Annotated in this window: 20 protein-coding genes; 18 read left to right on the forward strand and 2 right to left on the reverse strand. The window is 62.2% G+C overall.

Annotated elements, in window-relative coordinates; genetic code table 11:
• The first annotated feature begins 156 nt into the window (after nucleotides 1-156).
• From LHFGNBLO_RS23195 to LHFGNBLO_RS23265, 15 genes are all read left to right on the forward strand, one after another.
• Nucleotides 157-1,035 carry a VOC family protein gene (locus tag LHFGNBLO_RS23195; RefSeq protein WP_258601645.1) on the forward strand — a complete coding sequence of 293 codons (879 nt, stop codon included), beginning with the start codon at nucleotides 157-159 and terminating at the stop codon, nucleotides 1,033-1,035.
• Nucleotides 1,032-1,868, forward strand: a complete 837-nt coding sequence (kdsA, locus tag LHFGNBLO_RS23200; RefSeq protein WP_258601646.1) for a 3-deoxy-8-phosphooctulonate synthase — start codon at nucleotides 1,032-1,034, stop codon at nucleotides 1,866-1,868. Before LHFGNBLO_RS23195 ends, kdsA begins: the two co-directional genes overlap by 4 nt.
• 158 nt (nucleotides 1,869-2,026) lie before the next feature.
• On the forward strand, nucleotides 2,027-2,230 hold the full coding sequence (locus LHFGNBLO_RS23205) for a dodecin family protein (protein ID WP_258601647.1): 204 nt from the start codon (nucleotides 2,027-2,029) through the stop codon (nucleotides 2,228-2,230).
• A gap of 85 nt (nucleotides 2,231-2,315) precedes the next feature.
• Nucleotides 2,316-2,681: a PRC-barrel domain-containing protein gene (locus LHFGNBLO_RS23210; RefSeq protein ID WP_258601648.1), complete on the forward strand. Its 366-nt coding sequence runs from the start codon at nucleotides 2,316-2,318 to the stop codon at nucleotides 2,679-2,681.
• A gap of 393 nt (nucleotides 2,682-3,074) precedes the next feature.
• The gene (gene eno, locus LHFGNBLO_RS23215) at nucleotides 3,075-4,349 is read left to right on the forward strand and encodes a phosphopyruvate hydratase (RefSeq protein WP_258601649.1); all 1,275 of its coding nucleotides are present in this window, start codon (nucleotides 3,075-3,077) and stop codon (nucleotides 4,347-4,349) included.
• Nucleotides 4,350-4,484: 135 nt separating this feature from the next.
• Nucleotides 4,485-4,808 carry an FtsB family cell division protein gene (locus tag LHFGNBLO_RS23220; RefSeq protein ID WP_258601650.1) on the forward strand — a complete coding sequence of 108 codons (324 nt, stop codon included), beginning with the start codon at nucleotides 4,485-4,487 and terminating at the stop codon, nucleotides 4,806-4,808.
• Nucleotides 4,809-5,003: 195 nt separating this feature from the next.
• Nucleotides 5,004-6,035, forward strand: coding sequence for a pyruvate dehydrogenase (acetyl-transferring) E1 component subunit alpha (gene pdhA, locus LHFGNBLO_RS23225; protein WP_258601651.1), 1,032 nt, complete (start codon nucleotides 5,004-5,006; stop codon nucleotides 6,033-6,035).
• Between the two features lie 15 nt (nucleotides 6,036-6,050).
• Complete coding sequence (locus LHFGNBLO_RS23230; protein WP_258601652.1) at nucleotides 6,051-7,436, forward strand: pyruvate dehydrogenase complex E1 component subunit beta; 1,386 nt, start codon at nucleotides 6,051-6,053, stop codon at nucleotides 7,434-7,436.
• A gap of 21 nt (nucleotides 7,437-7,457) precedes the next feature.
• Complete coding sequence (locus tag LHFGNBLO_RS23235) at nucleotides 7,458-8,837, forward strand: pyruvate dehydrogenase complex dihydrolipoamide acetyltransferase (RefSeq protein WP_258601653.1); 1,380 nt, start codon at nucleotides 7,458-7,460, stop codon at nucleotides 8,835-8,837.
• Between the two features lie 14 nt (nucleotides 8,838-8,851).
• The gene (locus LHFGNBLO_RS23240) at nucleotides 8,852-9,268 is read left to right on the forward strand and encodes a hypothetical protein (RefSeq protein ID WP_258601654.1); all 417 of its coding nucleotides are present in this window, start codon (nucleotides 8,852-8,854) and stop codon (nucleotides 9,266-9,268) included.
• A complete protein-coding gene (locus tag LHFGNBLO_RS23245) occupies nucleotides 9,265-9,903 on the forward strand; it encodes an SGNH/GDSL hydrolase family protein (protein ID WP_258601655.1) in 639 nt (212 codons plus the stop codon). Before LHFGNBLO_RS23240 ends, LHFGNBLO_RS23245 begins: the two co-directional genes overlap by 4 nt.
• A gap of 19 nt (nucleotides 9,904-9,922) precedes the next feature.
• Nucleotides 9,923-11,368: a dihydrolipoyl dehydrogenase gene (gene lpdA, locus LHFGNBLO_RS23250; RefSeq protein WP_258601656.1), complete on the forward strand. Its 1,446-nt coding sequence runs from the start codon at nucleotides 9,923-9,925 to the stop codon at nucleotides 11,366-11,368.
• Nucleotides 11,369-11,470: 102 nt separating this feature from the next.
• Nucleotides 11,471-11,728, forward strand: a complete 258-nt coding sequence (locus LHFGNBLO_RS23255; RefSeq protein WP_258601657.1) for a GlsB/YeaQ/YmgE family stress response membrane protein — start codon at nucleotides 11,471-11,473, stop codon at nucleotides 11,726-11,728.
• A gap of 137 nt (nucleotides 11,729-11,865) precedes the next feature.
• Complete coding sequence (lipA, locus tag LHFGNBLO_RS23260; protein ID WP_258601658.1) at nucleotides 11,866-12,831, forward strand: lipoyl synthase; 966 nt, start codon at nucleotides 11,866-11,868, stop codon at nucleotides 12,829-12,831.
• Between the two features lie 12 nt (nucleotides 12,832-12,843).
• On the forward strand, nucleotides 12,844-13,302 hold the full coding sequence (locus tag LHFGNBLO_RS23265; RefSeq protein ID WP_258601659.1) for a type II toxin-antitoxin system RatA family toxin: 459 nt from the start codon (nucleotides 12,844-12,846) through the stop codon (nucleotides 13,300-13,302).
• On the opposite strand, the gene LHFGNBLO_RS23270 is transcribed toward LHFGNBLO_RS23265, so the two are convergent.
• Complete coding sequence (locus tag LHFGNBLO_RS23270; RefSeq protein WP_258601660.1) at nucleotides 13,278-13,787, reverse strand: CinA family protein; 510 nt, start codon at nucleotides 13,785-13,787, stop codon at nucleotides 13,278-13,280. The two genes, LHFGNBLO_RS23265 and LHFGNBLO_RS23270, sit on opposite strands and share 25 nt — an antisense overlap.
• The gene (locus LHFGNBLO_RS23275) at nucleotides 13,784-15,010 is read right to left on the reverse strand and encodes a bifunctional 2-C-methyl-D-erythritol 4-phosphate cytidylyltransferase/2-C-methyl-D-erythritol 2,4-cyclodiphosphate synthase (RefSeq protein ID WP_258601661.1); all 1,227 of its coding nucleotides are present in this window, start codon (nucleotides 15,008-15,010) and stop codon (nucleotides 13,784-13,786) included. Before LHFGNBLO_RS23275 ends, LHFGNBLO_RS23270 begins: the two co-directional genes overlap by 4 nt.
• A gap of 139 nt (nucleotides 15,011-15,149) precedes the next feature.
• On the opposite strand from LHFGNBLO_RS23275, the gene dusB reads away from it, so the two are divergent.
• The 3 genes from dusB to ntrC are packed head-to-tail and all read left to right on the forward strand — an operon-like array spanning nucleotide 15,150 to nucleotide 18,771.
• On the forward strand, nucleotides 15,150-16,175 hold the full coding sequence (gene dusB, locus LHFGNBLO_RS23280; protein ID WP_258601662.1) for a tRNA dihydrouridine synthase DusB: 1,026 nt from the start codon (nucleotides 15,150-15,152) through the stop codon (nucleotides 16,173-16,175).
• A complete protein-coding gene (locus LHFGNBLO_RS23285) occupies nucleotides 16,172-17,317 on the forward strand; it encodes a two-component system sensor histidine kinase NtrB (RefSeq protein WP_258601663.1) in 1,146 nt (381 codons plus the stop codon). The genes dusB and LHFGNBLO_RS23285 overlap by 4 nt, the downstream gene beginning before the upstream one ends.
• Nucleotides 17,314-18,771, forward strand: a complete 1,458-nt coding sequence (gene ntrC / locus LHFGNBLO_RS23290) for a nitrogen regulation protein NR(I) (protein WP_258601664.1) — start codon at nucleotides 17,314-17,316, stop codon at nucleotides 18,769-18,771. Before LHFGNBLO_RS23285 ends, ntrC begins: the two co-directional genes overlap by 4 nt.
• The last annotated feature ends 78 nt before the right edge of the window (nucleotides 18,772-18,849 follow it).

Consider the following 18,849-nt stretch of genomic DNA (forward strand, 5'->3'; position numbering starts at 1 on the left):
AGCGCGTCGTGTTGAAACGGCTTCAAAGTCTTTGTTTATGCATGTCGTTGTCCCAAAACCGCTGCGCACTTTTTGGGCGATATGCATTTGAGCCACGATTTTTCCGACGGTCGACGCTCTTGAACCAATTTCCGGAATGATGCAAACCGCGCCGGCATGACCAAGACAATGCCGGCTCATCCGCTTGACCATCTGGTGCTGCCGACCGCGAGCCTCGATGTGGCGCGGGCGCGGCTGACCTCGCTGGGCTTTGTCGTGGCGCCGACCGGCGTCCATCCCTTCGGCACGGAAAACTGCTGCGTCTTCCTCGCTGACGGCACCTATCTCGAACCGCTGGCGGTCGGGAACGAGGAAACTGCAACTGATGCGATCGCCGAGGGCAATGTCTTTGTCGCGCGCGATCGCGTCTATCGCGAGACACGCGGCAATGAGGGGTTTTCCGCGGTGGTTCTGGGTACAGGCAATGCCGACGCCGACCACAGGCGCTACGTCCAAGCCGGCCTTTCGGCGGGCGACGTGCTGAGCTTTTCGCGTGCCTTCACCGATGCGATGGGAAAGAGCGATACGGCATCGTTCAAACTGGCTTTCGCTTCCGATAGCGGGGCAACGGATGCATTCCTGTTCGCCTGCGAGCGGATCAATGCGCCTGATATCGACCGCACCGCTTTGCAAGCCCATGCCAATGGCGCAACCGGCATCGTCGAAGTGGTGGCCGTCAGCGCGGCCCCTGCCGACCAACGCCGATTGATTTCGATCGCGGCGAACACCGAGGAGGGAAGCGGCACAGCGTTTGACTTGCCGAATGCAACCTTGACCGTGCTCGACCCGGCAGACTTTGCAGCGCGCTTCGGTATTCCCGCCGGCGCGCCGTCAAAACTACTCTTTGCTGGGGTGGTCTTTTCAGCCCGCAGCGCCGGCGTCGTTGCAAAGCTGCTTGCAGCCGGTTCCATCGAACACGACATACGCGGCAATGATATTGTCGTGCAGCCGGCGCCCGGACAGGGCACAGGTTTCATTTTCCGGGAGACAAGATGAGCAAACCCAATTCGTCCGTAACCGTCGGCAATGTCGTCTTCGGCAACGCCGCGCCTTTGACGCTCATTGCCGGCCCGTGCCAGCTGGAATCGCGCCAGCACGCCTTCGACATGGCAGGCGCGCTGAAGGAACTGACGGGCAAGCTCGGCATCGGGCTCGTTTACAAGACCAGCTACGACAAGGCCAACCGCACTTCGCTGTCGGCCACTCGCGGGGCTGGGCTTGATGCCGCACTGCCGGTGTTCGACGATTTGCGCAAGGCGTTTTCACTCCCCGTACTGACCGATGTCCACACCGAGGAGCAGTGCACGATCGTTGCACCGCACGTCGATATTTTGCAGATACCGGCCTTCCTTTCGCGCCAGACCGATATGCTCGTCGCCGCTGCGAAAACGGGCAAGGTGATCAATGTGAAAAAGGGCCAGTTCCTCGCTCCCTGGGACATGAAGAACGTCGTCGCCAAGATCACGGATTCCGGCAACGCCAATGTGCTGGTCACCGAGCGTGGCGCATCTTTCGGCTACAACACGCTGGTTTCAGATATGCGCGCCTTGCCGATCATGGCAGAGATCGGCGCGCCGGTGATCTTCGACGCCACGCATTCCGTTCAGCAGCCTGGCGGGCAGGGCGGCTCCTCTGGCGGTGAGCGCCGTTTCGTCGAGACGCTGGCGCGGGCAGCGGTTGCTGTCGGTGTCGCCGGCGTTTTCATCGAGACACATCAGGATCCGGACAACTCAACCTCTTCCGATGGCCCGAACATGGTGCCGTTGAAAGACATGCCAGCACTTCTGGAAAGGCTGATGGCATTCGACCGGGTGGCGAAGGGTCACTAGGGCCGCCTCGGTCGTCGTGCTGGCCTGCCGCGGATTGCGCCTTTTGGCCATTGCCGCCCATGAAGCGTGACGATGGCTGCCGGGCTGCCTGGCTTGTGGTCGGCAAAAGCCGGCTGTACGCTTGTCCTCGCAACTAAGCGTCTTGGCAGGAGGAAGCCATGTCTGTCGCCCGCGTCACCGAGATCACATCGTCATCCAAGAAAAGCTTTCAGGACGCCATCGAGAAGGGAATTGCGCGTTCTGCAAAGACCCTGAAGAACGTCGAAGGCGCCTGGATCCAGGACCAGAAGATCGTCGTCGAGGACGGCAAGATCGCCGCCTACCGCGTCAACATGAAGGTCACTTTCATCCTCGCAGAGTAGACGATCGGCGTTGCAGAAAGTCTGGAACCTTCGTTCGCGCCCCTCATTGTCAATGCATAGTGTCAACGACAAAGAGGAGCACACCATGACAACCCAGACAGGACACACCGAAGCCATTGCCGCTTCGCGGGTCATCGGCACATCCGTCTACAACACCGAAGGCAAGAGCATCGGCGCCATCCAGGACATTATGCTCGACAAGACCTCGAACGGCATCATGTTCGCGGTGATCGGTTTTGGCGGGTTCCTTGGCATTGGCGAAAAATATCACGCCATTCCATGGGCGAGTCTCGACTATGACGAGGACAAGGCCGGCTATGTCGTGCCGTTCTCCAAGGAGCAGCTGCAGGCAGCTCCCGCCTATTCGATCAATGAGCTGGCGGGCGCAGACGGCGAGACGGCACGCGACGCATCCTACGACTATTACAAGGTCGATCCTTACTGGCATTGACCGGCTGGCCCAACCCCAGCCGGAATCAAAAAGGCCCCCGAGAACCGGGGGCCTTTTCATATGCGGGAGATCTACTCCGCTGTGTGAAGGGTCGACAATTGCGTTGCGCCCTGCTGAGGCTGCTGATTGTCGCACGACGTCAGGAACGCCGCCGCAATCAGGAACAAACTCACGATACCGCTTAACTGGGACATGGCGAAACTCCTCCGGTTTCGCCCCGCGCGGGAGAATCATAGACCAGAAACAAGTTTGCCGTGCATGACTTATGATGACAGAAATTTGCGCTTCGTGAATCGAGGCAGCGGCACTATTTGCGAGCGGCCCGATTGCCTTTTGCAGCGCTTTGGCTAAGAGGGGCGCGAACGCTTCGTCAGATCAATCGGGGACATCGCAATGACCGCCATCATCGACATTGTCGGGCGTGAAATCCTGGACAGCCGTGGCAATCCGACCGTCGAGGTCGACGTCGTGCTAGAAGACGGCTCGATGGGCCGCGCGGCAGTGCCCTCCGGCGCCTCGACCGGTGCCCATGAGGCGGTCGAACTGCGCGATGGCGGCGCCCGCTACCTCGGCAAGGGGGTTCTCGGGGCCGTCGAGGCCGTCAACGGCGAGCTGTTCGAGGCCATCGGCGGCATGGAAGCCGAAAACCAGATCCATATCGACCAGACCATGATCGAGCTCGACGGCACGCCCAACAAGAGCCGGCTCGGCGCCAACGCCATCCTCGGCGTCTCGCTGGCTGTGGCAAAGGCTGCGGCGGAAGCCGCCGGCTTGCCGCTCTACCGCTATGTCGGCGGCACCAAGGCGCATGTGCTTCCCGTGCCGATGATGAACATCATCAACGGCGGCGCGCATGCCGACAACCCGATCGATTTTCAGGAATTCATGATCATGCCGATCGGCGCGCCGACGCTGCGCGAGGGTGTGCGCTGGGGCTCGGAAATCTTCCATACGCTGCGCAAGAAGCTGAAGGAAGCCGGCCACAACACCAATGTCGGCGACGAAGGCGGCTTTGCTCCCAATCTGAAAAGCGCGCCCGCGGCACTCGATTTCATCATGGAATCGATCGCGCAGGCCGGCTTCAAGCCGGGCGAGGAGGTTGCGCTCGGCCTCGACTGCGCGGCGACCGAGTTCTTCAAGGACGGCAACTACGTCTACGAAGGCGAGAAGAAGACCCGCGATCCGAAGGCGCAGGCCAAGTACCTGGCCAAGCTCGCCGCCGACTATCCGATCATTTCGATCGAGGACGGGCTGGCCGAGGACGACTGGGAGGGCTGGAAGTACCTCACCGACCTGATCGGCAAGAAGACCCAGCTGGTCGGCGACGATCTGTTCGTCACCAACACGGCGCGGTTGCGCGACGGCATCCGCATGGGCGTCGCCAATTCGATCCTGGTCAAGGTCAACCAGATCGGCTCGCTGACCGAAACGCTCGATGCCGTCGAGACAGCACACAAGGCCGGCTACACGGCGGTGATGTCGCACCGCTCGGGCGAAACCGAGGATTCGACCATCGCCGATCTCGCCGTCGCCACCAATTGCGGGCAGATCAAGACCGGGTCGCTGTCGCGCTCCGACCGCATGGCCAAGTACAACCAGCTCATCCGCATCGAGGAAGAGCTCGGCAAGCAGGCGCTCTATGCCGGCAAGTCGGTTGTAAAAAGCTGATCCCAAAAAATATCAGGCATGACGAGGGCGGGAACAATCCCGCCCTTTTTCGTTTCAGCCCCTACCAAATCCCGTCGTCCGTAACCGTCCATTAAGCACAATCGGGCGAGAAAGGGAGGGTAGAGGATTGGGATCATGTGGACACGCCAGCACAAGCAGAGAAACACCGGCCGGCTGATCATTCCCTCGCTCTGCGTGGCGTTTCTGGCCTATTTCGGTTTCCACGCCTATCACGGCGAGTTCGGCATCTATTCCAAATATCAGCTGGAAGCGCAGTCCGTCGACCTGCAGGGCAAGCTCGATGCCATCAAGGCCCGCCGGGTCGATCTGGAGCGACGCGTCCAGCTAATGCATGAGGGCACGCTGGAGAAGGATATGCTCGACGAGCAGGCGCGCAAGGCGCTCAATCTGTCCCAGGCCGACGAAATCACCATCATGTTGCCGGCTGCAGCGAAATAACCCGATTCGAGTTAATCGTTGATATTTCTAACGATTTTAATCGCTTAGACGCATGACAGCCATGCATTTTTCAGCATGGCGCAACGCTTTCTCGCGTGTTAGCCTCCTTCAAATCGGTGGGGAGAACTGATCTCCCCCGGAGCAGATTTCATCTTGCTCCAGTGTCCGCAAAGAGACGCCAACAGGGAGTGATGCATGGCCACCGCCGCCAGAAAAGCGCCTGCCAAATCCACAAAAACGTCCGGGCTTTCCGCCCCCAAGCCCGCTGATTTCACCAAGGACGAGGAGCTTGCCGCCTACCGGCACATGTTGCTCATCCGCCGCTTCGAGGAAAAGGCCGGCCAGCTCTACGGCATGGGCTTCATCGGCGGCTTCTGCCACCTCTATATCGGCCAGGAAGCGGTCGTCACCGGCATGAAGATGGCGCTGATCGACGGCGACCAGATGATCACCGCCTATCGCGACCATGGCCACATGCTGGCGATGGAGCTGTCGCCGCGCGGCGTCATGGCCGAGTTGACCGGGCGTCGCGGCGGCTTGTCACGGGGCAAGGGCGGCTCCATGCACATGTTCTCCAAGGAGAAGCATTTTTACGGCGGCCACGGCATCGTCGGCGCGCAAGTGTCGCTCGGCACCGGGCTGGCCTTCGCCAACCGCTACCGCGACAACAACAATGTGTCGCTGACCTATTTCGGCGATGGCGCCGCCAACCAGGGCCAGGTCTATGAAAGCTTCAACATGGCCTCGCTGTGGAAGCTGCCGGTGATCTACATCATCGAGAACAACCGCTACGCCATGGGCACTTCGGTTTCGCGCTCGTCGGCCGAGACCGACTTTTCGCACCGTGGCGCCTCGTTCAAGATTCCCGGCATCCAGGTCGACGGCATGGACGTGCGCGCGGTCAAGGCCGCGGGCGATGTCGCTACTGAATGGTGCCGCGCCGGCAACGGGCCGCTGATCCTTGAAATGCAGACCTACCGCTACCGCGGCCATTCGATGTCCGATCCGGCAAAGTACCGCTCGAAGGAAGAAGTGCAGAAGATGCGCTCCGACCACGACCCGATCGAGCAGGTCAAGGCACGCCTGATCGCAAAGAAGTGGGCGAGCGAGGACGAACTCAAGACCATCGACAAGGAGGTCCGCGACATCGTCGCCGACGCCGCCGAATTTGCCCAGAACGACGCAGAGCCGGATCCGTCCGAACTCTGGACCGACATCGTATTGTAACGGGAGGGCAAGGACATGCCGATCGAAATTCTCATGCCCGCTCTCTCGCCGACCATGGAAGAGGGCAATCTTTCCAAGTGGTTGAAGAATGAAGGCGACAAGGTTGTTGCCGGTGATGTGATCGCCGAGATCGAAACCGACAAGGCGACGATGGAAGTCGAAGCCGTCGACGAAGGCACGCTCGCCAAGATCGTGGTTCCCGCCGGCACCGAAGGTGTCAAGGTCAACGCGGTGATCGCCGTGCTCGCGGTTGAGGGCGAAGACATCGACAAGGCTGGCGAAGGCATCGGCGAAGAGCCCGCCAAGGCTGAGACCGCCGCGCCAGCGCCTGCTGCGGTCAAGAGCGAGGTTGCGGCGCCCGTGGCGGCGGCTCCGAGGGCCGAAATCGCCGCTGATCCCGATATCCCTGCTGGCACCGAGATGGTTTCGACCACGGTGCGCGAAGCCTTGCGCGACGCGATGGCCGAGGAAATGCGCCGCGACGGCGACGTGTTCGTCATGGGCGAGGAAGTCGCCGAGTACCAGGGCGCCTACAAGATCACGCAAGGCCTGCTGCAGGAATTCGGACCACGGCGCGTCGTCGACACGCCGATCACCGAGCATGGTTTTGCCGGCGTCGGCGTTGGTGCGGCGATGGCCGGCCTGAAGCCGATCGTCGAGTTCATGACCTTCAACTTCGCCATGCAGGCGATCGACCAGATCATCAACTCCGCCGCCAAGACGCTCTATATGTCCGGCGGCCAGATGGGCGCGCCGATCGTCTTCCGTGGACCAAACGGTGCGGCCGCCCGCGTCGCGGCCCAGCATTCGCAGTGCTACGCCGCCTGGTACAGCCATATCCCCGGCCTGAAAGTGGTGATGCCGTATACGGCTGCCGACGCCAAAGGACTGCTCAAGGCGGCGATCCGCGACCCGAACCCGGTCATCTTCCTCGAGAACGAAATCCTCTACGGCCAGTCCTTCGACGTGCCGAAGATGGGCGATTTCGTGCTGCCGATAGGCAAGGCGCGTGTCCACAAGACGGGGAAGGATGTCACCATCGTCTCCTTCGGCATCGGCATGACCTACGCGATCAAGGCGGAAGCCGAGTTGCGCGGCATGGGCATCGATGTCGAGATCATCGACCTCAGGACCATCCGCCCGCTCGACCTCGACACGGTCATCGCCTCGGTGAAAAAAACCAACCGTCTGGTGGTGGTTGAAGAAGGCTATCCGCAGAGCTCGGTCGGCGACCATATCGCCAACCAGGTGTCGCAGCGCGCCTTCGATTTCCTTGACGCCCCGGTCATCACCATTGCCGGCAAGGACGTACCGATGCCCTATGCGGCGAACCTCGAAAAACTGGCGCTGCCCAATATCGGCGAGGTCGTCGAAGCGGTCAAAGCCGTCACGTATCGCTGAGCCGGGCGGGAGGAGAAAAAGATGCCGATCAACATCACCATGCCGGCCCTGTCGCCCACGATGGAGGAGGGCAATCTCTCCAAATGGCTCGTCAAGGAGGGCGACAAGGTTTCGCCGGGCGATGTGATCGCCGAGATCGAGACCGACAAGGCAACGATGGAAGTCGAGGCCGTTGACGAAGGCACCGTCGCCAAGCTGGTTGTTCCGGCCGGCACCGAAGGCGTCAAGGTCAATGCGCTGATCGCCGTGCTGGCGGCTGAGGGCGAGGATACAGGGGCTGTCGCCAAAAGCGGCGGTAGTGCAGCGCCGGCAAAGGCCGAGGCTCCGAAGGCTGAAGCTCCCAAGGCCGAAGCAGCAAAGGCTGAAGTGGCGAAATCGGAGCCTGCAGCTGCACCAGCGCCCAAGGCAGAAGCGGCTCCGGCCGCCAACGGTCATGCAAGCGGCGAGCGCACCTTCGCCTCGCCACTGGCCCGTCGCATCGCCAAGGATGCTGGTGTCGATGTCTCGGCGATGAAAGGCTCCGGCCCCCACGGCCGCGTCGTCAAGGCCGATGTAGAGGCGGCGATCGCCGGTGGTGGCGCCAAGGCTGCACCGGCCACGAAAGCGGCTCCCGCGGGCGCTCCGGCTGCTGCGGCACCTGCACCCAAGGCGATGTCGGACGAGCAGGTGCTGAAGCTGTTCGCCGAAGGCTCCTACGAGCTCGTCCCGCACGACAACATGCGCAAGACCATTGCGCGGCGGCTGATCGAGGCCAAGACCACCATTCCGCATTTCTACCTGACGCTCGACTGCGAGCTCGATACGCTGCTGGCGCTGCGCACGCAGCTCAATGCCGCGGCCCCGGTGAAGAAGACCGAAAAGGGCGAGGCGCCGGCCTATAAGCTGTCGGTCAACGACATGGTCATCAAGGCGATGGCGATGGCACTGATGGCGGTGCCGGATGCCAACGCCTCCTGGACCGACAGCGCCATGGTCAAGCACAAGCATGCCGATGTCGGCGTTGCCGTGTCGATCCCAGGCGGACTGATCACGCCGATCATCCGCCATGCCGACGAAAAGACGCTGTCGGTCATTTCCAACGAGATGAAGGACCTTGCCAGCCGCGCGCGCAGCCGCAAGCTGAAGCCGGAAGAGTATCAGGGCGGCACCACGGCGGTGTCCAACCTCGGCATGTTCGGCATCAAGGATTTTGCCGCCGTCATCAACCCGCCGCATGCGACGATCCTAGCGGTGGGTGCGGGCGAGCAGCGTGCGGTGGTCAAGAACGGCGAGATCAAGGTCGCCACCGTGATGTCGGTGACACTGTCGACCGATCACCGTGCCGTCGATGGTGCGCTCGGCGCCGAACTGCTCGTCGCCTTCAAGCGGCTGGTCGAAAACCCGATGGGTATGCTGGTCTAGGAAAGGCGAAGGCGGTGCGGAAATTCTTCACCAGCCTTTTCGCCTTCATCCTTTCCGGTTTGGCCGGTGGGCTGGTCGCGCAGTGGCTCGCAATCGCCACCAACGCCGACATGGAATTCATCCTTGTCTTCATGGTGTCGGCTCTCGTCACTCTGGTAGCGACGGTCGTGTTTTTCATCGCGCAGTTTGTGTCGGACCCGCAAAGAGCGATAAACTTGGCGGCGCTTGTTGGAGTTGCGTTCTTCGTGCTGGTCGGGATCGGCCTGATTGCGTGGACCTTCTCGCAGCCTCCGGCCAAAGCCCAGTGGTCGGGCGATCTTCCCGTCGTCGCCGGCTTGGCTTTGCCCGGCATCGCCACGGTGCTGGTGCAGTGGCTGTTCGTAGGATGGCGCGTGAGGCGCGGGCTGAACAAGGCAGAGGCGGGTGCATGAAGACGATCCTCTGCTACGGCGATTCGCTGACCTGGGGTTATGATGCGGCGAGCCTCGGCCGCCACCCGCTGGAGGATCGCTGGCCGAGCGTGCTGCAAGCGGCGCTGGGCGGTGGCGTGGAAGTCATTGCCGAAGGCCTGAACGGCCGCACCACGGCCTTCGACGATCATCTGGCCAGTGCCGACCGCAACGGCGCAAGGCTGTTGCCGACGATCCTTATGACACATGCGCCGATCGACCTGATCATCATCTTGCTTGGCGCCAACGACATGAAGCCGTGGATCCACGGCAATCCGGTCGCCGCCAAGCAGGGCATCCAGCGCCTGATCGACATCGTGCGGGGCCACGACTACCCGTTCGACTGGGCCGCGCCGCAGATCCTCATCGTCGCGCCACCTGCGGTCAGCCGGACGGACAATGCCGAGTTCAAGGAAATGTTTGCCGGCGGCGATGAAGCGTCAAAGCGGCTGGCGCCGCAATATTCGGCTCTTGCCGACGAGGCCGGCTGCGGCTTCTTCGATGCCGGCACGGTGGCGATGACCACGCCGCTCGACGGTGTCCATCTCGACGCGGAAAACACACGAAAGATTGGTCAGGCGCTGTTGCCGCTCGTGCGCGTGATGCTGGAACTTTAGAGAATCAGGGAGAAAACCCGTGGCTGAATCCTACGACGTCATCATTGTCGGCTCCGGTCCCGGCGGCTATGTCACGGCGGTGCGTTCCGCCCAGCTCGGCTTCAAGACGGCGATCGTCGAACGCGAACATCTCGGCGGCATCTGTCTCAACTGGGGCTGCATCCCGACCAAGGCGCTGCTGCGCTCGGCCGAGATCATGCACTATTCGGATCATCTGAAGGACTATGGGCTGAAGATCGACGGCAAGGTCAGTGTCGACACCGCCGCCGTGGTCGACCGTTCGCGAAAAGTCTCGTTGCGGCTGAACGGCGGCGTCGCCTTCCTGATGAAGAAGAACAAGGTCGACGTGATCTGGGGCGAAGCCAAGCTCTCCAAGCCAGGAGAGATCGTCGTCTCCAAGACGGCCAAGAAGCCGATGGAGCCGCAGCCGCCGGTGCCGAAAGGCGTCAAGGGCGAGGGCACCTACAGCGCCAAGCACATTATTCTCGCCACTGGCGCCAGGCCGCGGGCGCTGCCCGGTATCGAGCCGGATGGCAAACTGATCTGGACCTATTTCGAGGCGATGGTGCCAAAGGAGATGCCGAAATCGCTGCTGGTGATGGGCTCTGGCGCCATCGGCATCGAATTCGCTTCGTTCTACCGCACCATGGGTGCGGAGGTGACGGTGGTCGAACTGCTGCCGGCGGTGATGCCGGTCGAGGACGCCGAGGTCTCGAAGTTCGCGCAAAAGCAGTTCGAGAAGCAAGGCATGAAGATCGTTCTCGAAGCCAAGGTGACCAAGGTCGAGAAGGGCGCCAACTCGGTGACCGCGCATATCGAGATGAAGGACGGCAAGGTTGAGAAGATCACCGCCGACCGGATGATCTCGGCGGTCGGCGTGCAGGGCAATATCGAGAACCTCGGGCTGGAAACGCTCGGCGTCAAGACCGAGCGTGGCTGCGTCGTCGTCGATGGTTACGGCAAGACCAATGTGCCGGGCATCTATGCGATCGGCGATGTTGCCGGACCCCCGATGCTCGCCCACAAGGCCGAGCATGAGGGTGTGGTGTGCGTCGAAAAGATCGCCAATTTGCCGGGCGTTCACGCCACCGACAAGCTGAAGATCCCGGGCTGCACCTACTGCAACCCGCAGGTCGCCTCGGTCGGGTTGACCGAAGCCAAGGCGAAGGCCGATGGCAAGGACATCCGTGTCGGCCGCTTTCAGTTCGGCGCCAACGGCAAGGCGATCGCGTTGGGCGAGGACCAGGGTTTTATCAAAACCATCTTCGACAAGAAGACCGGGCAGCTGCTTGGCGCGCATATGGTCGGCGCCGAAGTGACCGAGCTGATCCAGGGGTTTGTGGTGGCGATGAACCTGGAAACGACAGAAGAAGAGCTGATGCACACGATCTTCCCGCACCCGACCCTGTCCGAGATGATGAAGGAAAGCGTGCTCGACGCCTATGGCCGCGCGCTGAACGCATGATAAATTGGCCGCCTGAGACTCACACGCAGGAGCCTAGGGAACTCAACGGCAAGGTAATTCGTTTCCGAATGCATTTTCACCCGTCACCAGAGGAGTGGGCATATGGACGTGAATGGCGTGGGCTGGATCGCAGCCATCATCATCGGAGGGCTGGCAGGCTGGTTCGCCGAGATGTTCATGAAGAGCAACACCGGCATCTTGATGAACATCGTTCTCGGCATTGTCGGTGCGATCGTGCTGAATGCCATCCTGCAGGCACTCAACATCGGTGTCTTCGGCGTCGGCTGGATCGCCTATCTGATCACCGGCTTTATCGGTGCCTGCCTGCTGATCGCGGTCGCACGCATGGTGCGCCGTTAATCCGTATCAACTCCTGCTATGCGAAAAAGGCTGTTGCGGCATGCGCTGCAACGGCCTTTTTCTTTGCAGCGAAAAGTCCTAGATGACTTGTGAAAAGCGAATGCCGGAAAGGCGATCGCGAATGAACCGGGTTTAAGATGGTCACCGTCCTCGACACGATCGCCAACGCGCCGCGCCTGCGGCACCCTGAAAAGGCGCACAAGCCCGATCAGGAGGTGCTGCGCAAGCCTGACTGGATCCGCGTCAAGGCGCCGATGTCGAAGGGCTACGCCGAAACGCGCGAGATCGTGAAGTCGCACAAGCTGGTGACGGTGTGCGAGGAGGCCGGTTGCCCGAATATCGGCGAGTGCTGGGAGAAGAAGCACGCCACGTTCATGATCATGGGCGAGATCTGCACGCGCGCCTGCGCCTTCTGCAACGTCGCCACCGGCATCCCGACGGCGCTTGATGCCGACGAGCCGGCGCGTGTCGCGCACGCTGTCAGGCAGATGGGCCTGACCCATGTCGTCATCACCTCCGTCGACCGCGACGATCTTGCCGATGGCGGCGCGCAGCATTTCGCTGAGGTTATCCGTGCGATCCGGGCGGCAACGCCTTTGACCACCATCGAAATCCTGACGCCCGACTTCCTGCGCAAGGAAGGCGCGTTGGAGATCGTGGTGGCGGCCAAGCCGGACGTCTTCAACCACAATCTGGAGACTGTGCCATCGAACTACCTGACGGTTCGGCCGGGCGCGCGCTATTTCCACTCGATCCGGCTGCTGCAGCGGGTGAAGGAGCTCGATCCGTCGATCTTCACCAAATCCGGCATCATGGTCGGGCTTGGCGAAGAGCGGAACGAGATCCTGCAGTTGATGGACGATCTGCGCTCGGCCAATGTCGACTTCATGACCATCGGCCAGTATCTGCAGCCGTCGAAGAAGCATCATCCGGTGATCCGCTTCATCACGCCGGAGGAGTTCAAATCCTTCGAGACGATCGGCCGGACCAAGGGTTTTTTGCTGGTGGCGTCGAGCCCGCTGACGCGCTCGTCGCATCACGCCGGCGACGATTTCGCCAGGTTGCGTGCGGCGCGTGAAGCTCTGCTCAAGAAATCATCCTAACGCCCTGTTTTCATGCCGAAATTTGAAGCCAATCGCCGGGTTTCCCACACGCCGGAGCAGATGTTCGCGCTGGTCGCGGATGTCGAGACCTATCCGCAATTCCTGCCGCTTTGCGAGGCGCTGACGGTTCGCTCGCGCAAGGAGCGTGATGGACGCACCATGCTCGTCGCCGATATGAGCGTCGGCTACAAGGCGATCCGTGAGACCTTTACCACGCAGGTGCTTTTGAAGCCTGACGAGAACGCCATCGACGTCAAATACATCGACGGCCCGTTCAAATATCTGAGCAATGTCTGGCGCTTCGAGCCGGCCGATGGCGGCTGTACCGTCCGCTTCTTCATCGACTACGAGTTCAAGAGCCGCATCCTGGGCGCGGTGATGGGAACCATGTTCGACCGCGCCTTCCGCATGTTTGCCGAGGCTTTCGAGAAACGCGCCGACATCATCTACGGAACGACACCGGTCTCGTGAGGGTCGCCGAGTGCGCGCAGACCGAGTTGCAGCGCATGCCTCACCGTTTCGTGGCGGATGAATTCGCGACCCTTGTGACCAAACAGCTGGCGCTCGGCGACAACCGGCTGGCCGGCCAGGGCAAGGCCGAACCAGACAAGACCGACCGGCTTGTCGGCCGACCCGCCGCCTGGACCGGCAATGCCGGTAACGGCTAGAGAGAGGCTCGCGCGCGAGTGTGCCAGCGCGCCGGCCGCCATCTCCAGCACCGTTTCGCGCGAGACGGCACCATGCGCGTCGAGTGTGGCGGCGGATACGCCGAGCATCTCCATCTTGGCCTCGTTGGAATAGGTGATGAAACCGCGATCGACGACGGCGGATGAGCCGGCGATGTCGGTGAGCGCGGCGATGATCATACCACCGGTACAGCTTTCGGCCGTTGCCAGCATGATACCGCGTTGCTGGCATGCCAGGAGCATGGCGTTTGCGAGCTCGGCGTTGCTCATGCGGGGACTTCGCCCGGAAACACGACGCTGGCGGTGGCGATCGCTGCTATGCCTTCCTCGCGACCGACAAAGCCGAGTTTCTCGTTGGTTGTCGCCTTGATCGAGATGCGGTCGCGGGAAATTCCAAGCATTGCCGAAAGGGTTTCGGTCATCGCCTCGCGATGCGGCCCGACGCGGGGCGCCTCGCAGATCAGCGTGATATCGGCGTTGGCGATGCGGCCGCCGCGCTCGCGCACCAGCCTGGCCGCGTGCTCGACGAAGATCCGCGAGGCCGCGCCCTTCCATTGCGGATCGGAGGGCGGGAAATGCGTGCCGATGTCGCCGGCGCCGCAGGTGGCGAGCAATGCGTCGGTCAAGGCATGGAGACCGACATCGGCATCGGAATGGCCGGACAGTTTCTTGCCGTGCGGAATCGAGACGCCACATAAAGTGACGTGGTCGCCAGGCTCGAAAGCATGGACGTCGTAGCCATTGCCGGTGCGGATGTCGGGAAAACGCGGCTGCTCGCCGGAAAGCCGCTGATCCGCCATCGCGATATCCCTTGCCCAGGTCAGTTTGACATTGTCCGGTGATCCCTGAACGATTTTCACCGGAATATGCGCCCATTCGGCGATCGCGGCGTCGTCGGTGAAATCCGTCTTGCCCAGATGATGGGCTTTTTCGTGCGCGGCCAGGATCGGCCAGAATGGAAAGCCCTGCGGCGTCTGGGCGGCATGAAGCCCGTTCCTGGAGACCGTCTCTTCGATCATGCCGGCGGTCGACTCTCGCTTCAGCGTGTCGGCGACGGGCAGAGCTGGCAGCGCTCCCTGACGCTCGGCTATGGCTTCGATCGTGCGCTCTATCAATCCGGCGTCGACGAACGGGCGCACGGCGTCATGGACGAGAACCCGGCTCGGCGCATGTTCCCTCAATGCCAGCAGGCCGAGCCTAACCGAGGCCTGCCTCGACGCGCCGCCGATCACGGCGATGACTCGGTCGGCATTCGCGCCTGCCGCCCGCCGGAAAAGCTCGCGGTCGTCCGCGTGGATGGCGACAACGACTGGGCCGGTTCTCGGATGCGCCAGAAACATGTCCAGCGTGCGCGCAATGACGGCGCGGCCGCCGATGCTTTGGTACTGTTTCGGTCCATCGGCCTGTCCCGCGCGCGCGCCGCGGCCGGCGGCGACGATGACCACGCCAACCCTGTCGTCCCTCGAAGCCTGCTTTTCGCTTGCATCTGTCATGTCGAGACGCTTAGTCGGGGCAATCGTCGAAGGCCAGCATTTTCCCAAATGCGCCTTAATGTGGCGTCATTCCGCGTTGCACATTGCTGCCATTCTGGCTAGAGAATGTGCAGCAATTGAACATGCTTGGTTTTTGTGCATGCCTGATTTGACCAAATTGGCTTCTCCGCTGGACGTGGGCGGCGTGAGAATTCGCAATCGCGTCTTTCTCGCGCCGATGTCGGGGATAACCGACGAGCCCTTCCGGCAGCGCGCCTATGCGCATGGCGCTGGACTGGTCGTGTCCGAGATGGTGGCGAGCGGCGAACTTGCCAAGGGCAGGGCCGGCTGCGACTTGCGCATCCGTCACTCCGGATTGCCGGTCCATATGGTTCAGCTTGCCGGCCGCGAGGCGGCGCATATGGCCGAGGGCGCAAGAATCGCTGCGGGCGAGGGTGCCGACATCATCGACATCAACATGGGCTGCCCGGCCAAGAAGGTGACGGGCGGCTATGCCGGCTCGGCGCTGATGCGCGATCTCGATCACGCGCTGTCGCTGATCGAGGCGGTGGTCGGCGCCGTCGCGGTGCCGGTCACGGTCAAGATGCGACTCGGCTGGGACGAGAGCGCGCTCAACGCGCCGATGCTGGCGCGCCGCGCCGAGCAGGCCGGCGTCAGGATGGTGACGGTGCATGGCCGCACGCGCTGCCAGTTCTACCAGGGCAAGGCCGACTGGCGCGCCATCGCCCGCATCAAGGACGCCGTGTCGATCCCGGTCGTTGCCAATGGCGATGTCGGCTCGCCGGCAGAGGCAACCGATATCCTCGACCAGTCGGGCGCCGATGCGGTGATGATCGGCCGCGCGCATTATGGCGCGCCGTGGACGGCAGGCAGCATCGCGGCGACGGCAGCAGGGGAAGCAGCATCCGGCGTGCCCGCAAGCCCGCAAGCCCTGGCCGACTACGTCATCTCCCACTACGAGGACATGCTGGCGCTCTATGGCGTCGAAAGCGGGCTGCGCCAGGCGCGCAAGCATCTTGGCTGGTATCTCGACCGTCACGCTACCGGCGTCGCCGATGATCGGCGCAAGGCCATTCTCACCTCATTCGAGCCGGCACGTGTCATTGCGGTGCTGCGCGAGGTGTTTTCAAGCGCTGCCGAAGCAAACCTACGGAGCGCGGCATGAACGCCAACGTCACACAGAGCACAGACAAGGCGGAAGCCGCCCATATCGTGCTCAACACCATCCGCCGCCCGGTGATCATGGTCGATACGGACGGGTTCATCACCTATGCCAATGCCGATGCCGAGGACTTTTTTCGCTCGAGCGCGACCATGCTCGCCCGCAATACGCTGTCCAAGCTCATTCCGTTCGGCAGTCCGCTACTGACGCTTGTCGATCAGGTGCGCGAGCGCCGGGCGCCGGTCAACGAATACCGGGTGGATGTGTCCTCGCCGCGGCTTGGCATCGAGAAGGTCGTCGACCTCTATGTCGCGCCGGTGCCGGAATTTCCGGGCTCTGTCGTGGTGATGTTCCAGGAACGGTCGATGGCCGACAAGATCGACCGGCAGATGACACATCGTGGTGCGGCGCGCTCGGTCACCGGCCTTGCCGCCATGCTGGCGCATGAGATCAAGAACCCGCTGTCCGGCATACGCGGGGCTGCCCAGTTGCTCGAACTGTCGGCTTCCGACGAGGATCGGGCGCTGACCCGGCTCATCACCGACGAGACCGACCGCATCGTCTCGCTGGTCGATCGCATGGAGGTGTTTTCCGACGAGCGGCCGATCGACCGCTACCCGGTCAACATCCATGTCGTGCTCGATCATGTGAAGGCGATCGCCAAGAACGGTTTTGCCAAGCGGATCAAGATATTGGAGGATTATGATCCATCGTTGCCTCCGGTCTTTGCCAATCGCGACCAACTCATCCAGGTGTTTCTGAATTTGGTCAAGAATGCCGCCGAGGCGATTGGCGGCGACCCACAAGGCGAGATCATCCTGTCGACCGCGTTCAGGCCGGGCATCCGTGTTTCCGTTCCGGGAACGCAGGACCGTGTCTCGCTACCGCTGGAATTCTGCGTGCGCGACAACGGTTCGGGTGTGTCCGAAGACATCCTGCCGATCCTGTTCGACCCCTTCATCACCACCAAGCCCAATGGCTCGGGACTCGGTCTGGCACTGGTTGCGAAAATCGTCGGCGAGCATGGCGGCATCATCGAATGCGAATCGATGCCGCGCGGAACCACCTTCCGCATCCTGATGCCGGCCTGGAAAGAAACACCGTTCGACGCAGCTGATGACGATGGCGAAGGAGACCGCAAATGACGGTTCGCGGCAATATTCTCGTCGCCGATGACGATGCGGCCATCCGCACCGTTCTCAACCAGGCGCTTTCGCGTGTCGGCCACGAGGTGCGGGTGACCTCCAATGCCTCGACGCTGTGGCGCTGGGTGGCGGCGGGCGAGGGTGATCTGGTGATCACCGACGTGGTCATGCCGGACGAGAATGCGTTCGACATGCTGCCGCGGATCAAGAAGGCACGGCCGGAATTGCCGGTCATCGTCATGAGCGCCCAGAACACCTTCATGACCGCGATTCGCGCCTCCGAAACCGGCGCCTACGAGTATTTGCCCAAGCCGTTCGACCTGACCGAGCTTCTCAACATCGTCAACCGGGCGCTCTCCGAGCCGAGACGGCCGAAGATCGACGCAGGGCCGGCCGAGCAGCCGGAGACGATGCCGCTGGTCGGCCGCTCGGCCGCCATGCAGGACATCTACCGCATGCTGGCGCGCATGATGCAGACCGACCTGACGGTGATGATCAGCGGCGAGTCGGGTACTGGCAAGGAACTGGTGGCACGTGCGTTGCACGAATACGGCCGTCGCCGTGGCGGCCCCTTCGTGGCGATCAACATGGCGGCGATCCCGCGCGATCTGATCGAATCGGAACTGTTCGGGCACGAGAAGGGGGCCTTCACCGGCGCGCAGAACCGCTCCACTGGCCGTTTCGAGCAGGCCGAAGGCGGTACGCTGTTCCTCGACGAGATCGGCGACATGCCGATGGAAGCGCAGACGCGGCTGCTGCGCGTCCTGCAGCAGGGCGAATACACCACGGTTGGCGGGCGCACGCCGATCAAGACGGATGTGCGCATTGTGGCTGCCACCAACAAGGACCTGCGCACGCTGATCAACCAAGGGCTTTTCCGCGAGGATCTTTTCTATCGCCTGAATGTTGTGCCGCTCAGGCTGCCGGGGCTGCGCGAGCGATCCGAGGACATTCCGGATCTCGTCCGGCACTTCTTCAAGCTTGGCGCCAGTGAAGGCCTGCAGACCAAGCGCATCTCCACCGGCGGCATCGAACTGATGAAGCGCTACCCCTGGCCGGGCAATGTGCGCGAACTCGAAAATCTTATCCGCAGGCTCGCCGCACTCTACTCCCAGGACGAGATTTCTCCCGAGATCATCGAAGCCGAGCTCAAGACAGGCGAGAGGCCGGTCGTTCCGGGCGGCGGCAACCTCATTCCGGACGATCTGTCCATCGGCCAGGCCGTGGAGCACTTCCTGCAGCGCTATTTCACCTCGTTTGCCGGCGAACTGCCGCCGGCCGGTCTCTATCAGCGTATTTTGTCCGAGGTCGAATATCCGCTGGTTCTGGCCTCGATGACGGCGACGCGCGGCAACCAGATCAAAGCCGCGGAACTGCTGGGTTTGAACCGCAACACGCTGCGCAAGAAGATTCGCGAACTCGGCGTCAACGTCTACAAGTCGTCACGGTCGTGAACCCATAAATCTGGTGAAAAGGGTGTACACGCGCCCTTTTCCGGGGACCAATCGCCGAAAGATTTCCGTCTCGGCCAC

This window comes from Mesorhizobium sp. AR10, from assembly GCF_024746795.1.
Lineage (GTDB): Bacteria > Pseudomonadota > Alphaproteobacteria > Rhizobiales > Rhizobiaceae > Mesorhizobium.